This window comes from Formosa undariae, assembly GCF_042427615.1.
GTDB lineage: Bacteria > Bacteroidota > Bacteroidia > Flavobacteriales > Flavobacteriaceae > Formosa > Formosa undariae.
In genome coordinates this window covers 125,162-142,276 of the sequence record NZ_JBHMEZ010000012.1, presented here as the reverse complement: position 1 = coordinate 142,276, position 17,115 = coordinate 125,162, and the positions used below count along the sequence as shown (strand labels likewise).

The 17,115-nt window shown below is 32.9% G+C and carries 16 protein-coding genes; 9 read left to right on the top strand and 7 right to left on the bottom strand.

Going from position 1 to position 17,115, the window contains the following annotated elements; translation table 11 throughout:
* Positions 1–2: 2 nt before the first annotated feature.
* Entirely contained in the window at positions 3–1,076 is a 1,074-nt protein-coding gene (aroB, locus tag ACFFVB_RS11645) for a 3-dehydroquinate synthase (RefSeq protein WP_382382986.1), read from the bottom strand.
* 104 nt (positions 1,077–1,180) lie between these two features.
* Here aroB and ACFFVB_RS11640 point away from each other — a divergent pair, with 104 nt between their 5' ends.
* Positions 1,181–2,353 carry a proline dehydrogenase family protein gene (locus ACFFVB_RS11640; protein WP_382382984.1) on the top strand — a complete coding sequence of 391 codons (1,173 nt, stop codon included), beginning with the start codon at positions 1,181–1,183 and terminating at the stop codon, positions 2,351–2,353.
* A 68-nt stretch (positions 2,354–2,421) separates the two neighbouring features.
* Here the strand turns inward: ACFFVB_RS11640 and ACFFVB_RS11635 are convergent, their stop codons facing one another.
* The 6 genes from ACFFVB_RS11635 to porX form a co-directional block, all read right to left on the bottom strand.
* Complete coding sequence (locus ACFFVB_RS11635) at positions 2,422–2,796, bottom strand: hypothetical protein (protein ID WP_382382982.1); 375 nt, start codon at positions 2,794–2,796, stop codon at positions 2,422–2,424.
* Positions 2,797–3,996, bottom strand: a complete 1,200-nt coding sequence (locus ACFFVB_RS11630; protein ID WP_382382981.1) for an alanine dehydrogenase — start codon at positions 3,994–3,996, stop codon at positions 2,797–2,799.
* A gap of 64 nt (positions 3,997–4,060) precedes the next feature.
* Positions 4,061–4,582 carry a hypothetical protein gene (locus ACFFVB_RS11625; protein WP_382382980.1) on the bottom strand — a complete coding sequence of 174 codons (522 nt, stop codon included), beginning with the start codon at positions 4,580–4,582 and terminating at the stop codon, positions 4,061–4,063.
* The gene (locus tag ACFFVB_RS11620) at positions 4,545–4,688 is read right to left on the bottom strand and encodes a hypothetical protein (protein WP_382382979.1); all 144 of its coding nucleotides are present in this window, start codon (positions 4,686–4,688) and stop codon (positions 4,545–4,547) included. The genes ACFFVB_RS11625 and ACFFVB_RS11620 overlap by 38 nt, the downstream gene beginning before the upstream one ends.
* A 183-nt stretch (positions 4,689–4,871) precedes the next feature.
* Positions 4,872–5,282 (bottom strand): tRNA (adenosine(37)-N6)-threonylcarbamoyltransferase complex ATPase subunit type 1 TsaE, encoded by a 411-nt coding sequence (gene tsaE, locus ACFFVB_RS11615; RefSeq protein WP_382382978.1) that lies wholly within the window; start codon positions 5,280–5,282, stop codon positions 4,872–4,874.
* Between the two features lie 100 nt (positions 5,283–5,382).
* Complete coding sequence (porX, locus tag ACFFVB_RS11610; protein WP_382382977.1) at positions 5,383–6,936, bottom strand: T9SS response regulator signal transducer PorX; 1,554 nt, start codon at positions 6,934–6,936, stop codon at positions 5,383–5,385.
* Positions 6,937–7,012: 76 nt separating this feature from the next.
* Between porX and ACFFVB_RS11605 the strand changes: the two genes are divergently transcribed.
* The 8 genes from ACFFVB_RS11605 to ACFFVB_RS11570 all read left to right on the top strand — a co-directional run bounded on the left by ACFFVB_RS11605 (position 7,013) and on the right by ACFFVB_RS11570 (position 17,072).
* Entirely contained in the window at positions 7,013–8,233 is a 1,221-nt protein-coding gene (locus ACFFVB_RS11605) for an HD domain-containing protein (protein WP_382382976.1), read from the top strand.
* A 24-nt stretch (positions 8,234–8,257) separates the two neighbouring features.
* On the top strand, positions 8,258–9,271 hold the full coding sequence (lpxD, locus tag ACFFVB_RS11600; RefSeq protein WP_382382975.1) for a UDP-3-O-(3-hydroxymyristoyl)glucosamine N-acyltransferase: 1,014 nt from the start codon (positions 8,258–8,260) through the stop codon (positions 9,269–9,271).
* The gene (locus ACFFVB_RS11595; RefSeq protein ID WP_382382973.1) at positions 9,271–10,677 is read left to right on the top strand and encodes a bifunctional UDP-3-O-[3-hydroxymyristoyl] N-acetylglucosamine deacetylase/3-hydroxyacyl-ACP dehydratase; all 1,407 of its coding nucleotides are present in this window, start codon (positions 9,271–9,273) and stop codon (positions 10,675–10,677) included. The genes lpxD and ACFFVB_RS11595 overlap by 1 nt, the downstream gene beginning before the upstream one ends.
* A gap of 10 nt (positions 10,678–10,687) precedes the next feature.
* The gene (lpxA, locus tag ACFFVB_RS11590; protein ID WP_382382972.1) at positions 10,688–11,473 is read left to right on the top strand and encodes an acyl-ACP--UDP-N-acetylglucosamine O-acyltransferase; all 786 of its coding nucleotides are present in this window, start codon (positions 10,688–10,690) and stop codon (positions 11,471–11,473) included.
* Between the two features lie 9 nt (positions 11,474–11,482).
* Positions 11,483–12,049: an elongation factor P gene (efp, locus tag ACFFVB_RS11585; protein ID WP_382382971.1), complete on the top strand. Its 567-nt coding sequence runs from the start codon at positions 11,483–11,485 to the stop codon at positions 12,047–12,049.
* Positions 12,050–12,054: 5 nt separating this feature from the next.
* Positions 12,055–12,990: a UDP-3-O-(3-hydroxymyristoyl)glucosamine N-acyltransferase gene (locus ACFFVB_RS11580; RefSeq protein WP_382382969.1), complete on the top strand. Its 936-nt coding sequence runs from the start codon at positions 12,055–12,057 to the stop codon at positions 12,988–12,990.
* A gap of 110 nt (positions 12,991–13,100) precedes the next feature.
* Positions 13,101–13,982, top strand: a complete 882-nt coding sequence (sucD, locus tag ACFFVB_RS11575; RefSeq protein ID WP_382382968.1) for a succinate--CoA ligase subunit alpha — start codon at positions 13,101–13,103, stop codon at positions 13,980–13,982.
* A 111-nt stretch (positions 13,983–14,093) separates the two neighbouring features.
* Positions 14,094–17,072 (top strand): M16 family metallopeptidase, encoded by a 2,979-nt coding sequence (locus ACFFVB_RS11570; RefSeq protein ID WP_382382966.1) that lies wholly within the window; start codon positions 14,094–14,096, stop codon positions 17,070–17,072.
* Positions 17,073–17,115 lie beyond the last annotated feature (43 nt).

Here is a 17,115-nt window from a genome sequence, read left to right as displayed (position 1 = left end):
TATTAATAAGTAGCGTTATAATAATTTAACGCCTCAATAATTAATTCGTTAGACACTAAACAATCAATTTTAGTATCTCCAATAGCTGTAAGTAGTACGAAATTTATATTTCCATGAGAATTTTTCTTGTCGTATTTTAAAAGCTCAATGATTGGCTCGTAATCCGATTCATCAATTTCTACATAATCGTAAATATTATTGATTACATCTTTAATCTCGGTGTTTTCAGCTTCGCTTAATCCTGAAAGTTTGGTTGAAATATAAGAGGCTAGAATCATTCCAATAGCAACAGCTTCTCCGTGAAGTAAATCTTTTTTGTGTGGGTCACTTAAGTAGTAAGACTCAATAGCGTGACCAATAGTATGCCCGTAATTAAGTGTTTTTCTTAATCCGTTTTCTCTGGGATCGATATCTACTACATGTTTTTTAATTTGGATAGATTCGTAAATCAATTCATCTAAATTATCCATGTCCAATAGCGATAGGTCTTTAAATTTATCCCAGTACAGTTTGTCTTGAATTAAACCATGTTTAAGCATTTCGGCTAATCCTGAACGCATTTCACTTTGCGCTAATGTTTTAAGATAAGTAGAATCGATAATTACCATTTCTGGGGTGTTAATAACTCCAATCTGGTTTTTAAGCGTTCCTAAATCTACACCTGTTTTTCCACCAACAGAAGCATCAACCATAGATAATAGGGTAGTAGGGATGTTAATAAATGCAATACCACGTTTAAATGTAGAAGCTACAAAACCACCTAAATCGGTAATTACGCCTCCACCTAAATTTATAACAAGGCTTTTTCTATCTGCGCCAAGTTCCGAAAGTACGTTCCAAACACCAACACAAGTTTCTATTGTTTTATTGATTTCGCCGGCTTCAATTTCAACGATTTCAATGGTCGTAGTTGTACTAATTTCAGCTAATAAATGTGGTAAACAAAGCTCGTGTGTATTTTGATCGACTAAAATAAAAATAGTTGAAGGATTGCTATCTTCTATATAATTATTTATATGTTTATATGCACTTAAGTTAAAGTGAATTTTATAGGTTTTAGTATCTATAGTTTTCATAAAAATTGATGTAAAAATTGATGTAAAAATAGATGTGAAAATAAGGAGTTTTTTAGAAATAACTAAGTTCGGCTTCGTTATATTTGCAAAAATTATGAAATTGAATGAATAACAACACACTTTTTGATAATACTGAGATTGCTTTTGCATTAAAAAGCGATTCAGAGTTGGAAAGAGCATATTTTCTTTTCAAAATGATTTCAATCGAACCTTTAGTTCGTATTGGAACGGCTGCTACACATTTTGCTATAAAAGCGAAATTACCTGTAGAAGGTTTAATAAGGGCAACGGTTTTTGACCATTTTTGTGGTGGGGTTAGTGAAGAGAACTGTTTACCTGTTATCGACAAAATGTATGAAAAAGGTGTAAGTTCTGTTTTAGATTATTCAGTGGAAGGAAAAGAAAATGAAGAAGAATTTGATGCGGCTTTAAGAATTACTTTAAAAATCATAAATTTTGCTGAGGAGCGTAAATCTATTCCTATTGCTGTATTTAAACCCTCAGGTTTCGGTAGAATAGCATTATATGAAAAGATTGGAAATCATGATAAATTAACAGATAAGGAATCAGAGGAATGGAATCGTGTGCTAAATCGTTTTGAAACGGTTTGTAAAGCTGCTAAAAACAGAGATGTTTCTGTTTTAATTGATGCTGAAGAAAGTTGGATGCAAAACGCAGCAGATCATTTAATTACCGAATTGATGCGTAAGTATAACACCGAAAAACCTATTGTTTTTAATACGTTGCAAATGTATCGTCATGATCGTTTAGACTTTTTAAAAGAGCAACACAAACTGGCGAAGTTAGAAGGTTTTTATTTGGGCTATAAATTAGTCCGAGGTGCTTATATGGAAAAGGAAAACGAAAGGGCTGAAAAAAAGGGTTATCCAACTCCTATTTGTGAAAGTAAGGCCGCAACTGATTTAAATTTTAATGCAGCGGTATCCTATATGATGGATAATTTGACTGACATGTCTATTTTTAATGGCACGCATAATGAATTAAGTTCCTATTATCTTATGGATTTAATGAAAGAAAAAGGCATTGAGAATTCGGATAAGCGTGTTTGGTTTGGTCAGTTATACGGTATGAGTGATCACATCAGTTTTAATCTTTCTAATTTAGGTTATAATGTGGCGAAATATGTTCCATTTGGCCCCGTAAAAGACGTGATGCCGTACTTAATTAGGCGCGCGGAAGAAAACACGTCTGTTGCTGGACAAACTGGTAGGGAGCTTAATTTGTTGTCTAAAGAGAAAAAGAGAAGAAGAAAATAATAATAATAATAATATCAAAATAAAAAAAGACTGTCTATACGAACAGTCTTTTTTTGTTTTATAATGTTCTAGTCCAAGATTTGAATATCTTCTATAGTGGCTGTTTTATCACAATTTTTCACAACAAGAGCAATTGATTTTTTGTCGAAAGTTCCGTCCAAATAATAGGTTTTACAGGGTTTTGTAGTCGTTTCACTTTTCGAGAAATCGACATCTCCCTTTCTTAAAACATGAGTTAAAATAATAGTATCTAATTGCTTGTCTTTAATAATAGTTTGGGCCTTTTCGCTATAAACGATCTGTTTAGTGTTAATGTTTTTAATTACACGAGCGTCTAGCCCGTAACTGCAAGATGTTTTTTTACCGCTTAAAAAAAAGGCTAAAAGCATAAGTCCTAGAGAAAATCCTCCAAGATAATATCCAATACGTTGTATAAGTGTCATTTAAAAAATTAAGAGATTAATATCGCTATATTTTAAATCAAACCATTCGCCAACCGAACGATTTGTTAAAATACCGTGATAAAAGTACAACCCATTTTTTAAACCTTTCTCAAATCTCAAAGAATTTTCTAAACCACCTTCTTCAGCAATCTTTAAAAGGTAAGGTGTGAAAATATTACTTATTGATATAGAGGCCGTTCTAGCGAAACGAGCAGGGATATTAGGAACACAATAATGTATAACGCCATGTTTATTAAAAGTCGGAAATTTATGCGAAGTGACTTCACTTGTTTCAAAACACCCGCCCATATCGATACTAACATCCATAATTACAGCTCCTTTTTTCATGGATTGCACCATGGATTCTGTTACTATAATTGGTGATCTAGATTTTCCTCTTACGGCACCAATAGCAACATCGCAACGTTTTAAGGCTTTGGTTAGGTTTTTTGGTTGTACCGTTGAAGTATAAATAGGACGTCCCAAATTGGTTTGAATACGTCTAAGTTTAGAAATAGAATTATCAAATACCTTTACATTAGCACCTAAACCAATTGCACTTCTAGCTGCAAACTCGCCAACAGTTCCTGCACCTATTATGACAACCTCGACAGGAGGAACACCACAAATATTTCCAAATAACAACCCATTTCCTTCACTAAGATTGGATAGTAATTCGGATGCAATAATTACTGCGCCTGTTCCTGCGATCTCACTTAAGGAGCGTACTGCTGGATAATGACCGTCATCGTCGCGAATAAACTCAAAAGCTAATGCTGTAATACGCTTTGTGGCTAAAGCTTCAAAATATTTTTTATTTTGAGTCTTTAATTGTAATGCGGAAATTAAAATAGTTCGGGGATTAAGAAGATCTATTTGTGCTAGGGAAGGCGGTTCTACTTTAAGAATCATTGGGCAAGAAAAAACTTTAGCAGTATCTTTAGTTATTTCTGCACCAGCTTCGCTATAATCTTTGTCTGTAAAATTTGCACCTAAACCTGCGCCAGCCTCCATTAAAACACGATGACCATTACAAATCAATGCAGATACGGCATCTGGAGTTAAGCAAACTCGTTTTTCTTGATAAGCAGATTCTTTAGGGATACCAATAAATAAATTGCCCTTGTTTTTGAAAACTTCAAGCGTTTCTTCTTGTGGAATTAACTGCTGATGGGTGAACGGAGAAAATGATTTAGACATGTTTTTTTTACAAAATAATATGCAATCAAATTACAAATAATAATTTGATTGCATAAATCTAAATTTAAAAATAATCTTTAATCTTGTCTTTAAGGCCTTTGGGTGATAGTTTGAATTCGTCTTCAAGTTCTTGAAACGTTTTGTTTACTGTATTCACCTGATTAAATATTTGAGCCCTAATTAAATATATAGATGGAATTATGATTGCCATAATAGGTAACAAATAGAAAATTTGATTACTATCTACATATTGTATGTCGTCATTTATTACAGTGAAAATTTGAAAAGCATACATTGCTATAGGTACTAAAAGTACATGGTACCACCAATGACGGCAGGTGAAAAACCAAATTAGTAATAATAATAAAGGAATTAATTTTCCTGTAATAGTCCACGCAACTATGTCTATACTACCATAAAATTTGCTTTCGTAAGTGAAAAGAAAATTGGTCCATTTTGCTTGTTGTGGAACATTTTCATATAAATAAAATAGATAGGGAGTAGTAGCAATAAATGTAGCGATGATACTCCCTATTATTAGACTTTTTTTATCCGTGAGTTGGAATTTTAATTCTCCATTTTTCAATTTGTGGTGTTTCTTGCTCATTTAAGTTTATTAAGTTCGTTGCCTGAGCAGTAAAAAACATGCCTCCAAAAATTGCCATTGCGATTAAATACTTTTTAGTTCTCATAATTTTAAGGGATTTAATTAATTAATAATCCAAAGATATCGAAAGAGTCACTTAGATTTTCGTCAATATGTTAAAATTATGTTAAAAACAGCTGTTTTGGGTAAAGTGCATTACGGTAAAACCGTACTATTATTAGTATTCGCTAAATCAAGAGTTTTAAAGTTCTGTTTTGGCACTAAATTTTTAATTGATATTAAATGTTAATGTTCTGGTTTCTGAATCTATACGATCAATCTTTAAACGATTACACGGTTCATTTTCTAAAATGTTTTTCACCTTTTCTGGCCACTCTATAAAAATCCAAGCGCCAGAATCTAAGTAATCTTCTATTCCAAAGTTATACGCTTCTTCTTCATCGTTTAATCTGTAAAAGTCAAAATGATAGACTAAACCATCTGTTATGCTATATTCGTTAACAATTGAAAATGTCGGACTGCTTACATCGTCTTCACACCCTAACAGTTTTACAAGGGCTTTAATTAATGTTGTCTTTCCAGTTCCCATCTCCCCATAAAATAATATGGTTTTAGATGTTGCTTTTTCAAGTATAGATTTCGCAACGTCCTCTAATTCATTTATATGGTATTCTTTCATTTTTAACATAGCATAGAGGTGCAATTATAAGTAATAAAATTTGAAATCACTAGTGATATATCATTAATGAAATAGATATAAAAAGTAGTTGAAAACAGGTTTATTTCGGATTCAAAACTACAAAAGGAATTATCATTTCTTCTAGCGAAACACCACCGTGTTGATACGTGTTCCTAAAGTAACTTACATAATGATTGTAATTATTAGGGTAGGCAAAAAAGAAATCACTTTTCGCAAATATAAACGAGCTACTCATGGTAATACTTGGTAAATGAACTGTTTTGGGGTTTTTAAATTCCAAAACATCCTTAGACTCGTAAGTTAAACTTCTTCCTGTTTTGTATCTTAAATTTAAAGAGGTGTCGCGATCTCCAACCACTTTAGACGGATTCTTAACATTAATAGTTCCGTGGTCTGTAGTTAATATCAATTTGAATCCTAATTGTTGTGCTTGCTGAATGATTTCAAAAAGTGGAGAATTCTTGAACCAACTTTGTGTTAAAGAGCGATAAGCTTTATCGTTAGATGCTAACTCTTTTACAACATCCATTTCGGTCTTGGCATGCGATAACATATCTACAAAATTATAAACCACAACAGTAAGGTCGTTGTTTTTCTGGCTTTTAAAATTATCGACTAATTTTTTACCATTTTTAAGGTTGGTAATTTTGTGGTATTCGCAAGTTAAATCCTGTAGTCCTAATCGTTTCATTTGCGCTTGAAGAAACTCTGCTTCGAATAAGTTTTTTCCACCTTCATCGGTATCATTTTTCCAATAGTTAGGATGTAGTTTTTCCATATCGCTAGGCATAAGTCCCGAGAAAATGGCATTTCTAGCGTATTGCGTCGCTGTTGGAAGGATACTATAAAAGGTATTTTCGGTTTCCTTTTTATAATGAGGAGCAATAAAAGGTTCAAAAGATTTCCACTGGTCGTATCGTAAATTATCGATAACAACAAGTAGAGTAGGTTGTTCTTTACTTAGTTCTGGAACAATTTTATTTTTAAATAAGGTATGCGACATGGTTGGAGCTTCTGTATTTGGCTCGAACCAATCGGCATAATTCTTATCTATAAATTTCCCAAATAAAGCATTTGCCTCAGATTTCTGAGATTCTAAAATTTCGAACATACCAGCATCTTCAATATTTTCTAATTGAATTTCCCAATACACCAATTTCTGATATAAGCTAGACCATTCTTCGAAGGTATTAACCGACATTAAGTCCATCGCAATTTTTCTAAATTCTTGCTGATAGTTGGATGTTGTCTTTTCCGAAATTAATCGCGAGTGGTCGAGATTCTTCTTTAAGCTCAATAAAATCTGATTCGGATTTACAGGTTTAATAAGGTAGTCGGCGATTTTATTTCCAATCGCTTCTTCCATAATATACTCTTCTTCACTCTTGGTAATCATAACCACAGGAAGCGTATTGTCCATTTCTTTAATTTCATTTAAAGTTTCCAGACCTGTCAACCCTGGCATGTTTTCATCTAGAAAAACAATATCGAATTTGTTACTTTCTAATACCTCAAGTGCTTCAGTACCACTGTTACATTTCGTAACCAAGTAATTTTTTTTCTCTAAAAAAAGAATATGTGGTTTAAGTAAATCAATTTCATCATCAACCCAAAGTATATTTATCTTATTCATATCGTTATATTTGTAATATTATTGTGATTTTTTAAACATTCTAGAAGATCATCTTAAGCATTTCTAAACCATATAGATGAATAAACTTAAAATATTAAACGATCCAATTTACGGATTTATTACCATACCAAATTCTTTAATATTCGATTTAATTGAGCATAAATATTTTCAGCGCTTAAGACGAATTACTCAAATGGGAATGTCTTATTTGGTCTACCCAGGCGCACATCATACGCGTTTTCATCATGCTATAGGTTGTATGCATTTAATGCAGAAAGCTATTAATGTACTTCGTTTTAAAGGGGTTAGCATATCTGACGATGAAGAAATTGCTCTAAATATAGCGATCCTTTTACACGATATTGGTCATGGTCCGTTTTCTCACGCTATGGAACATAGTATTGTAAGTAGCATCTCTCACGAGCAGATTTCGTTGCTTTTTATGGAGAAATTGAACGACGAATTTAACGGAAGTTTAACGCTGGCCATCTCCATCTTTAAAGGCGAATACCACAGAAACTTTATGTGTCAATTAATTTCGTCGCAATTAGATATGGATCGCGCCGATTATTTAAAACGTGATAGTTTTTATACAGGAGTAGCCGAAGGTAATATAAATAGTGAGCGTTTAATTACCATGTTAAGCGTTGTGGACGATGAATTGGTCGTAGAAAATAAAGGCATTTATAGTGTCGAAAAATTTCTTGTTGCTAGACGATTAATGTATTGGCAAGTCTATTTACATAAAACAAGTGTTGTTGCAGAACAGTTATTAATTCGAGTCCTTAAACGTGCTAAAGAATTATCGCATAACAACGTAGATTTAGTAGCAAGTAGAGCGCTTTCTTATTTTTTAAAAACAGAAATTAATGAAACTAATTTTGACATGCATACGCTTGAAACTTTTGCTAAGTTAGACGATTATGATATTATTTCGGCAATGAAAGAATGGCAATATCACGACGATTTCGTACTTCGTAATCTGTGTGAAATGATTTTGAATAGAGATTTGTTGAAAATCAAAGTAAAGAAGAAAAAAATAAAGAAAAGTGAGTTAAAAGCTCAGGAGAAAGAAATGATGGCTGCTTTTGATATTAGTGAGGCAGAAGCGGATTATTTTGTCTTTAAAGGTGAAATTACAAATCAAGCTTATCAACAAAACGGACAACAAATAAAGATATTATATAAGTCTGGAAAGATAGAAGATATCGTGAAGGCGTCGGATCAATTAAACCTAAAAGCGCTTTCAAAACCAGTTACTAAATATTATATATGTTATCCTAAAGCTAAACTTTAGGACATTTTTCCTATTTTTGCCACGATGAAATTTACAGCAGAACAAATAGCAGGGATTTTAGAAGGGGAAGTTGTTGGTAATCCTGACACAGAAGTTTCAACCTTATCTAAAATTGAAGAAGGTATAGAAGGGGCGTTAACATTTTTAGCGAACCCTAAATACACACCTTATATATATACTACAAAAGCATCCATAACCATTGTAAACAATACATTTCAGCCAGAACATGCTATTAATACAACGCTTATAAAAGTGAATGATGCTTATAAAGCATTTTCAACATTATTAGAGTTTTATAATTCAGCAAAGATGAATAAAGTAGGGGTTGAACAACCTTCGTTTATCGCTGAATCTTCAAAACATGGAGATAATATTTATATTGGAGCGTTTTCATATATAGGAGAAAATGTAACAATAGGAGATAATGTAAAGATTTACCCAAATACATACGTTGGAGATAATGTAAGTATTGGAAATGATACAGTCCTTTTTTCAGGAGCGAAAATTTACTCAGAAACTGTTATTGGTAACAATTGCGTTATTAATTCAGGATGTGTAATTGGAGCCGATGGATTTGGTTTTGCACCAAATGAATCTGGAGAATATGATAAAGTACCACAAATTGGTAATGTGGTTTTAGAAGATTTTGTAGATATTGGTGCAGGTACATCTATCGATAGAGCTACTTTAGGCTCTACTATTATTCGACGTGGTGTGAAACTGGATAATCAAATTCAGATTGCACATAATGTTGAAGTTGGAAAAAATACAGTTATTGCAGCTCAAACAGGAATTGCTGGTTCGACTAAAATTGGGGAAAATTGCCAAATTGGTGGACAAGTAGGGATTGTTGGACATATTACAATTGGTAATAATGTGAAAATACAGGCGCAGTCAGGAATAAATAAAAGTATTAAGGATGGTGAAATTTTACAAGGATCGCCAGCCTTTGCAATAGGCGATTTTAGTAAGTCGTATGTACACTTTAAAAATTTACCAAAAATAGTTAAACAATTAAACGAAATAGAAAAAAAATAATGGCAATAGTTACTACAGAAAACAGACAAAAAACCATTAAAAACAGTGTGTCACTAAATGGTGTTGGATTACATACCGGTAATAATGTTTCCTTAACTTTTAAGCCTGCTCCAGAAAATTTCGGTTTTGCTTTTAAACGTATGGATTTAGAAGGAGCACCTGTAATAGAGGCAGATGCAACTTATGTTACAAATACAGAACGTGGTACCTGTTTAGAAAAAAATGGAGTTATTATCCAGACTTGCGAGCATGTTTTAGCCGCCTTAGTAGGTTTAGATATCGATAATGTTTTAATCGAATTAAGTGCTGCAGAACCTCCAATTATGGATGGGTCTTCTAAGTTTTTTGTTGAAGCTTTAGAATCTGCTATAATTATAGAACAAGAGGCATTTAGAGAAGAGTATGTAATTACAGATGTGATCTCTTTTGTAAATGAAGAGACAGGTAGTGAAATTCTTTTTATGCCAGCTAAAGAATACCAAATTACGACTATGGTCGATTTTGGAACGAAAGTTTTAGGAACTCAAAATGCAACTTTAAATCAGATTTCAGATTTTAAAGATACCATTTCAGATTCTAGAACATTTAGCTTTTTACACGAAATTGAAATGCTTTTAGAGCATGGATTAATAAAAGGAGGCGATTTAAATAATGCCATTGTATATGTAGATAAAGAATTATCTCCAGAGACGATGGAAAAATTAAAAATTGCTTTTAAAAAGGATTCTATTACTGTAAAACCTAATGGAATTCTAGATAACCTAACATTACATCACCCAAATGAAGCAGCTAGACATAAATTGCTAGATGTAATTGGTGATTTGGCTTTAATAGGAACACGTATTAGAGGTAAGGTTATCGCAAATAAACCAGGACATTTTGTGAACACTCAGTTTGCTAAAAAAATGTCTAAAATTATTAAAAATGAAAGACGTAATAATGTGCCTTACGTCGATTTGTCTCAGGAGCCTTTAATGGATGTTAATCAGATTATGGATATGTTGCCGCACAGACAACCATTCTTGCTAATTGACAAAATTTTCGAATTGTCTGCAACAGGGGTTATCGGTATGAAAAACGTAACGATGAACGAACCTTTTTTTGCAGGTCACTTTCCAGGAGCTCCAGTAATGCCAGGTGTTTTAATTGTTGAAGCCATGGCCCAAACAGGAGGTATTATGGTTTTAAGTACGGTTCCTGATCCAGAAAATTACCTTACATTTTTCATGAAAATTGATAAAGTAAAATTCAAACAAAAGGTTGTACCTGGAGATACTTTAATTTTTAAATGTGATTTAATTACTCCAATTCGTAGAGGAATTTGCCATATGCAAGGATACGCTTATGCAAACGGAAAATTATGTGCAGAAGCAGAATTAATGGCTCAAATTTCAAAAGTAAAATAAAAAACATCACATGAATCAACCATTAGCATACGTGCATCCTGGAGCGAAAATTGCAAAAAATGTAGTTATCGATCCGTTTACAACGATACATAATAATGTAGTAATTGGAGAAGGAACTTGGATTGGAAGTAATGTTACCATTATGGAAGGTGCTCGTATAGGGAAAAATTGTAATATTTTCCCTGGATCAGTTATTTCTGGAGTTCCTCAAGATCTTAAATATAAAGACGAAGACACATTAACAGTAATTGGTAACAATGTTACCATTCGCGAATGTGTCACAATAAATAGAGGTACAACCGATAGAATGAAAACAGTTATCGGTGACAATTGTTTAATTATGGCGTATTGCCATATTGCTCACGATTGTATCGTAGGTAGAAATTGTATATTCTCTAATAATAGTACTTTAGCTGGACATATTACAGTTGGAGATTATGTGGTTTTAGCGGGAATGACAGCTGTACATCAATTTTGTTCGGTAGGAAATCATGCTTTTGTAACAGGAGGATCTTTAGTAAGAAAAGATGTGCCACCATTTGTAAAAGCAGCTCGTGAGCCATTATCATACGTAGGTATCAATTCTGTCGGATTAAGACGCAGAGGATTTACAACAGAAAAAATAAGAGAAGTACAGGATATTTATCGTGTATTATATCAAAAAAATTATAATAATACCCAAGCAGTAGAAATTATAGAAGCAGAGTGGGAAGCTACTCCAGAACGCGATGAAATACTTCAATTTATAAGAGATTCACAGCGCGGTATAATGAAAGGATATTTTAAATCAAACTAAAAAAATAGAATGGCATCAACATCAGATATTAGAAACGGATTATGTATAAGATATAATCATGATATTTTTAAAGTAATTGAATTTTTACACGTTAAACCAGGAAAAGGACCTGCATTTGTTAGAACAAAATTAAAAAGTGTAACAACAGGTAAGGTTATTGATAATACATTCTCTGCAGGACATAAATTAGAAGATGTTCGTGTGGAAACTCATAAATTTCAATATTTATATCCAGAAGGTGATTTATATCACTTTATGAATGTGGAAGATTATAATCAAATCATGTTAAACGTAAATGCTTTAGATAGTCCAGATTTATTAAAAGAAGGAGAAGTTGTTACGATTTTAATAAATTCTGAAGATGGTATGCCACTTTCAGTAGATATGCCTGCTAGCGTTATTTTAGAAATTACTGCAACAGAACCTGGAATTAAAGGTAACACAGCAACGAATGCAACTAAACCTGCAACTGTAGAAACTGGAGCTATAATTAATGTCCCTTTATTCATTAACGAAGGTGATAAAATTAAAGTAGAAACAGATAAAGGAACGTACAAAGAACGCGTTAAAGAATAAGTATCTTGAAATTTCCTCAAACATATACATTAAAACAAATTGCAACTATTATAGATTGTAAATTTGTTGGACAAGACGAATTTCCTGTTTTGGGCATGAATGAAATTCATGTCGTTGAAACAGGAGATATTGTTTTTGTAGATCATCCTAAATATTACGACAAAGCCTTAAATTCTGCTGCAACTATTATTTTAATTAATAAAGAAGTAGAATGCCCAGAAGGTAAAGCGCTGCTAATTTCAGACGATCCGTTTCGTGATTTTAATAAATTAACTCAATTTTTTAAGCCGTTTCAAAGTGCTAATAAAAACATTTCAGATTCAGCTAAAATTGGAGAAGGGACTATTATCCAACCCAATACTTTTGTTGGACATAATGTAATCATTGGTGAAAATTGTATTATTCATTCCAATGTTAGTATTTACGACGATGCTGTTATTGGCGATAATGTAGTGATTCATGCAGGAACTATTTTAGGAGCTTCAGCATTCTATTACAAGAATAGGCCAGAAGGTTTCGATCAGTTAAAATCTGGAGGCCGTGTGGTAATTCAAAATAATGTTCATATAGGTGCGTTATGTACCATTGATAAAGGAGTAACTGGAGATACAATTATTGGAGAGGGGTCTAAATTAGATAACCAAATTCAAGTTGGACATGATACTGTAATAGGTAAGAAATGTCTTATAGCGTCTCAAGTAGGAATTGCTGGATGTGTAGTGATAGAGGATGAAGTTACGCTATGGGGACAGGTTGGAACGACTAGCGGAATTGTAATTGGAGCGAAAGCTGTTATTATGGGGCAAACCGGGGTAACTAAATCTGTTAAAGGAGGTGCAACTTATTGGGGTACTCCTATAGAGGAAGTTAGACCACATTTAAAGGGATTAGCCAATGTGAAAAAAATCCCTGAAATTCTAAGTAAATTGAAAGAACATTAGAGAATTATCACTAATCTTACTTAGAAATAAAATATTATAAATAAATCTTTATAAATACTTGTTAAAACTTTACTTTTGTGAAGCTTTAAAAAAAATAAACCAAAACAGAGATGAGCGTTTTAGTAAACAAAAATTCAAAAATAATAGTTCAAGGATTTACTGGTAGTGAAGGAACTTTTCACGCCGAGCAAATGATTGAATATGGTACAAATGTAGTAGGAGGTGTAACTCCTGGTAAAGGTGGCCAAACCCATTTAGATAGACCCGTTTTTAATACAGTAAAAGATGCTGTAGAAAAAGCAGGTGCAGATACTACAATTATTTTTGTACCGCCAGCTTTTGCTGCAGATGCTATTATGGAAGCTGCCGATGCTGGTATTAAAGTTATTATAACTATTACAGAAGGTATTCCTGTAGCAGATATGATTAAAACTGCTGCTTATATTAAAGGGAAAGATTGTCGCCTTATCGGACCAAACTGTCCAGGTGTAATCACTCCAGAAGAAGCTAAAGTTGGTATTATGCCAGGTTTCGTATTTAAAAAAGGAACTGTAGGTATTGTATCTAAATCAGGTACTTTAACTTATGAAGCTGCAGACCAGGTTGTAAAACAAGGTTTAGGAATAACTACAGCAATTGGTATTGGTGGAGATCCAATTATTGGAACAACAACTAAAGAAGCTGTTGAACTTTTAATTAACGATCCAGAAACTGAAGCAGTTGTAATGATTGGTGAAATTGGTGGTCAATTAGAAGCAGATGCTGCACATTGGTATAAAGCTAGTGGAAGTAAAAAACCAGTTGTTGGTTTTATTGCTGGAGAAACTGCTCCTGCTGGACGTACAATGGGACACGCTGGTGCTATTGTAGGTGGTAGTGATGACACTGCTCAAGCTAAAAAAGCAATTATGGCATCATGTGGTATTCACGTTGTGAATTCTCCTGCAGAAATTGGTAAAAAAGTAGCTGAAGTTTTAGCACAATTAGCTTAAAACCAAAAAAATTTTAGCAGATTCGTACTGTTAAAAAATATATAATATTATAAGTTTTAAATCCGTTAACAGTAATTTGTTAACGGATTTTTTAATTTTTAAATTATGAATATGAAACAAATTAAAATCGTTGTTATGCTTTGTTTTCTTGCGACTTTCAATATTGCCTGCAAGCAAAATGATACCGATGAAACTAACAAAACAGTGAAGTCAGAAGTGAAAAAAGACACAAATGGATTTTCTTATGAAATAGTGAATAACGATCCCACAGGATTACGTTTATATACATTAGAAAACGGTTTACAAGTATATTTAAGTCAGAATACAGACGAGCCTAAAATTCAAACATACATAGCAGTTCGTGCAGGTTCTAATTACGATCCAAGTAATTCTACAGGTTTAGCTCATTATTTAGAGCATATGTTATTTAAAGGAACAGATGAAATTGGAACTTTAGATTGGGAAAAAGAAAAAGAATATATTAAACAAATTTCAGATTTGTACGAAGCGCATCGTGCAGAAACCGATGAGGCTAAAAAATTAGAAATTTATCAAAAAATAGACGAAGTATCTTTAGAGGCCTCAAACTATTCCGTAGCTAACGAATACGATAAAATGGTTAGTGGTATGGGAGCTTCAGGAACCAATGCACATACGTGGTTTGAAGAAACGGTGTATAAAAATAAGATTCCTGCTAACGAGTTAAATAAATGGTTAACTCTAGAAAGTGATCGTTTTAGTAAATTGGTTTTAAGATTATTCCATACAGAATTAGAAGCTGTTTTCGAAGAATTCAACAGAACGCAAGACGACGATGGTAGAAAAGTGTACACGGCCTTGTTGGATGGTTTATTTCCTAAGCACCCATACGGACAGCAACAAACTATTGGTGTTTCAGATCATTTAAAAAATCCATCTTTAGTCGATATTAATAATTATTTCAATACCTATTATGTGCCAAATAATATGGCCATGGTATTGGTTGGAGATTTAGATTTCGATAAAACAATACAAGAAGTAAATAATACATTCGGTAAACTAGAGAAGAAAGAAGTGACACACCTAGTACTTCCAACCGAAGAGCCAATTACGGCATCTAAAGTAAGAGAGGTATTTGGTCCAACATCAGAAAATATTGCTATAGGTTATAGATCTAATGGTGTTAATACCGAAGACGAAAAGTTTGTTACGCTTGCAAATATGGTTTTATCTAATGGTCAAGCAGGTTTAATCGATTTAGATTTAAATCAGAAGCAGTTAGTGCAGCGCGCGGGAAGTTATACCATGTTTTTAAACGATTATGGTTTACAGCAATTTTACGGAAGTCCGAAGGAAGGCCAAAGTTTAGATGAAGTTAAGGATTTAATCTTCGCTCAAATAGATAAGGTTAAAAAAGGAGAATTCGACGAGTGGTTGCTTGAAGCGACTATAAACGACCTAAAATTATCGCAAACTAAACAATACGAAAGTAGTACAGCATTGGCTTCTGCTTATTTTAATGCTTTTATTCATCATGAAAAATGGTCTGAGAAGGTTCAGTTTTTAGATGAATTAAGAGCTATTACAAAACAGGAATTAGTCGATTTTGCAAATCGTTTTTACCAAGATAATTATGTCGTTGTATATAAAAGAAAAGGTGAAGATAGTAATGTTGTTAAAGTTGAAAACCCTGGTATTACACCCGTAAATTTAAATAGAGATAAAAGCTCTGACTATTTAAATCACTTTCAGGATATCGAAGCCGAAGCGTTGCAACCTAAATTTGTAGATTACAAATCTGCTATTAAAGAAACGGCTTTAGATAACGGTGTTAAAGTTTCGTTTATCGAAAATGAAACTAACGATTTATTTAACCTGAATATCATTTTTGATATGGGTACCGATAACGACAAAAAGTTAGGATTAGCTGTTGGCTTTTTAGAGTATATAGGTACAGATACAATGTCTGCAGAAGACATTAAGAAAGAGTTTTACAAACTTGGTGTGAATTATTATGTAAGCGCTGGGAGCGATGTGTCTTATATTGGCTTAAGCGGATTGAAAGAAAACTTACCTAAGGGATTAGAGTTGTTAGAGAATTTATTGACTCATGCAAAATCAGATCCAGAAGCTTATGCGAGTTATGTAGATAAGATTTTAAAAGGAAGACAAAACGGGAAAACTCAAAAACGTAATATTCTTTGGAATGGGTTAGTGAATTATGGTCAATATGGCGAGAATTCACGCTTAAGGAATATTCTTAAAGCTTCCGAATTAAAATCACAAGATCCCCAAGAATTAGTAGATATTGTTAAAGGTATAAAAGATTACAAACAACGTATTTTCTATTATGGAAAAGATTTAGATCAGGCCGTAGCTGCTTTAAATAAGGATCATAAATTAAATTCTCCACTAAAGGATTACCCTGAAGCTACAAGCTACATCGAAAAAGATACTGGTGGAAATGTATATTTCGTAGACTACGATATGGTGCAATCGGAGATGGTGTTTTTGGCAAAAGGAAAGCCTTTCGATGCAGAAAATCTTGCAGCAGCTGGATTGTTTAATGCTTATTTTGGTAGTGGTTTATCGTCTATTGTATTCCAAGAAATTAGAGAATCTAAGTCATTAGCATACTCTGCTTTTTCAAATTACGACACTGCAAATAGAAAAGAAGAGTCTAATTACGTAAAAGCTTATATAGGAACTCAAGCTAATAAAATGGAGCAAGCTGTTGATGCCATGATGACATTAATGAGTGATATGCCAGAGGCAGAAGAACAATTTGAAGCCGCTAAAGATGCCGCTTTAAAGAAAATTTCAGCGCAACGTATTACAAAAGCGAGTATATTTTGGAGTTACGAAAATTTGAAAAAATTAGGAATTGAAAACGATAACCGAGAAGCCATGTATAACACCATCAAAAATATGGAGATGAGTGATTTGCGTGATTTCTTTAATAATAATATTAAAGGCGAAAACTATAATATAATGGTTATCGGAAATAAAAAAGATATCGATTTTAAAGCCCTTAGTAAATTGGGTGAAATTAAAGAAATGGATGTCGATTATTTATTTAATTACGACACAACAGCTGATGTTAAAATGTAATTCACAGTAATAACCCGTATAGATATTAAAACCTCACAATTTT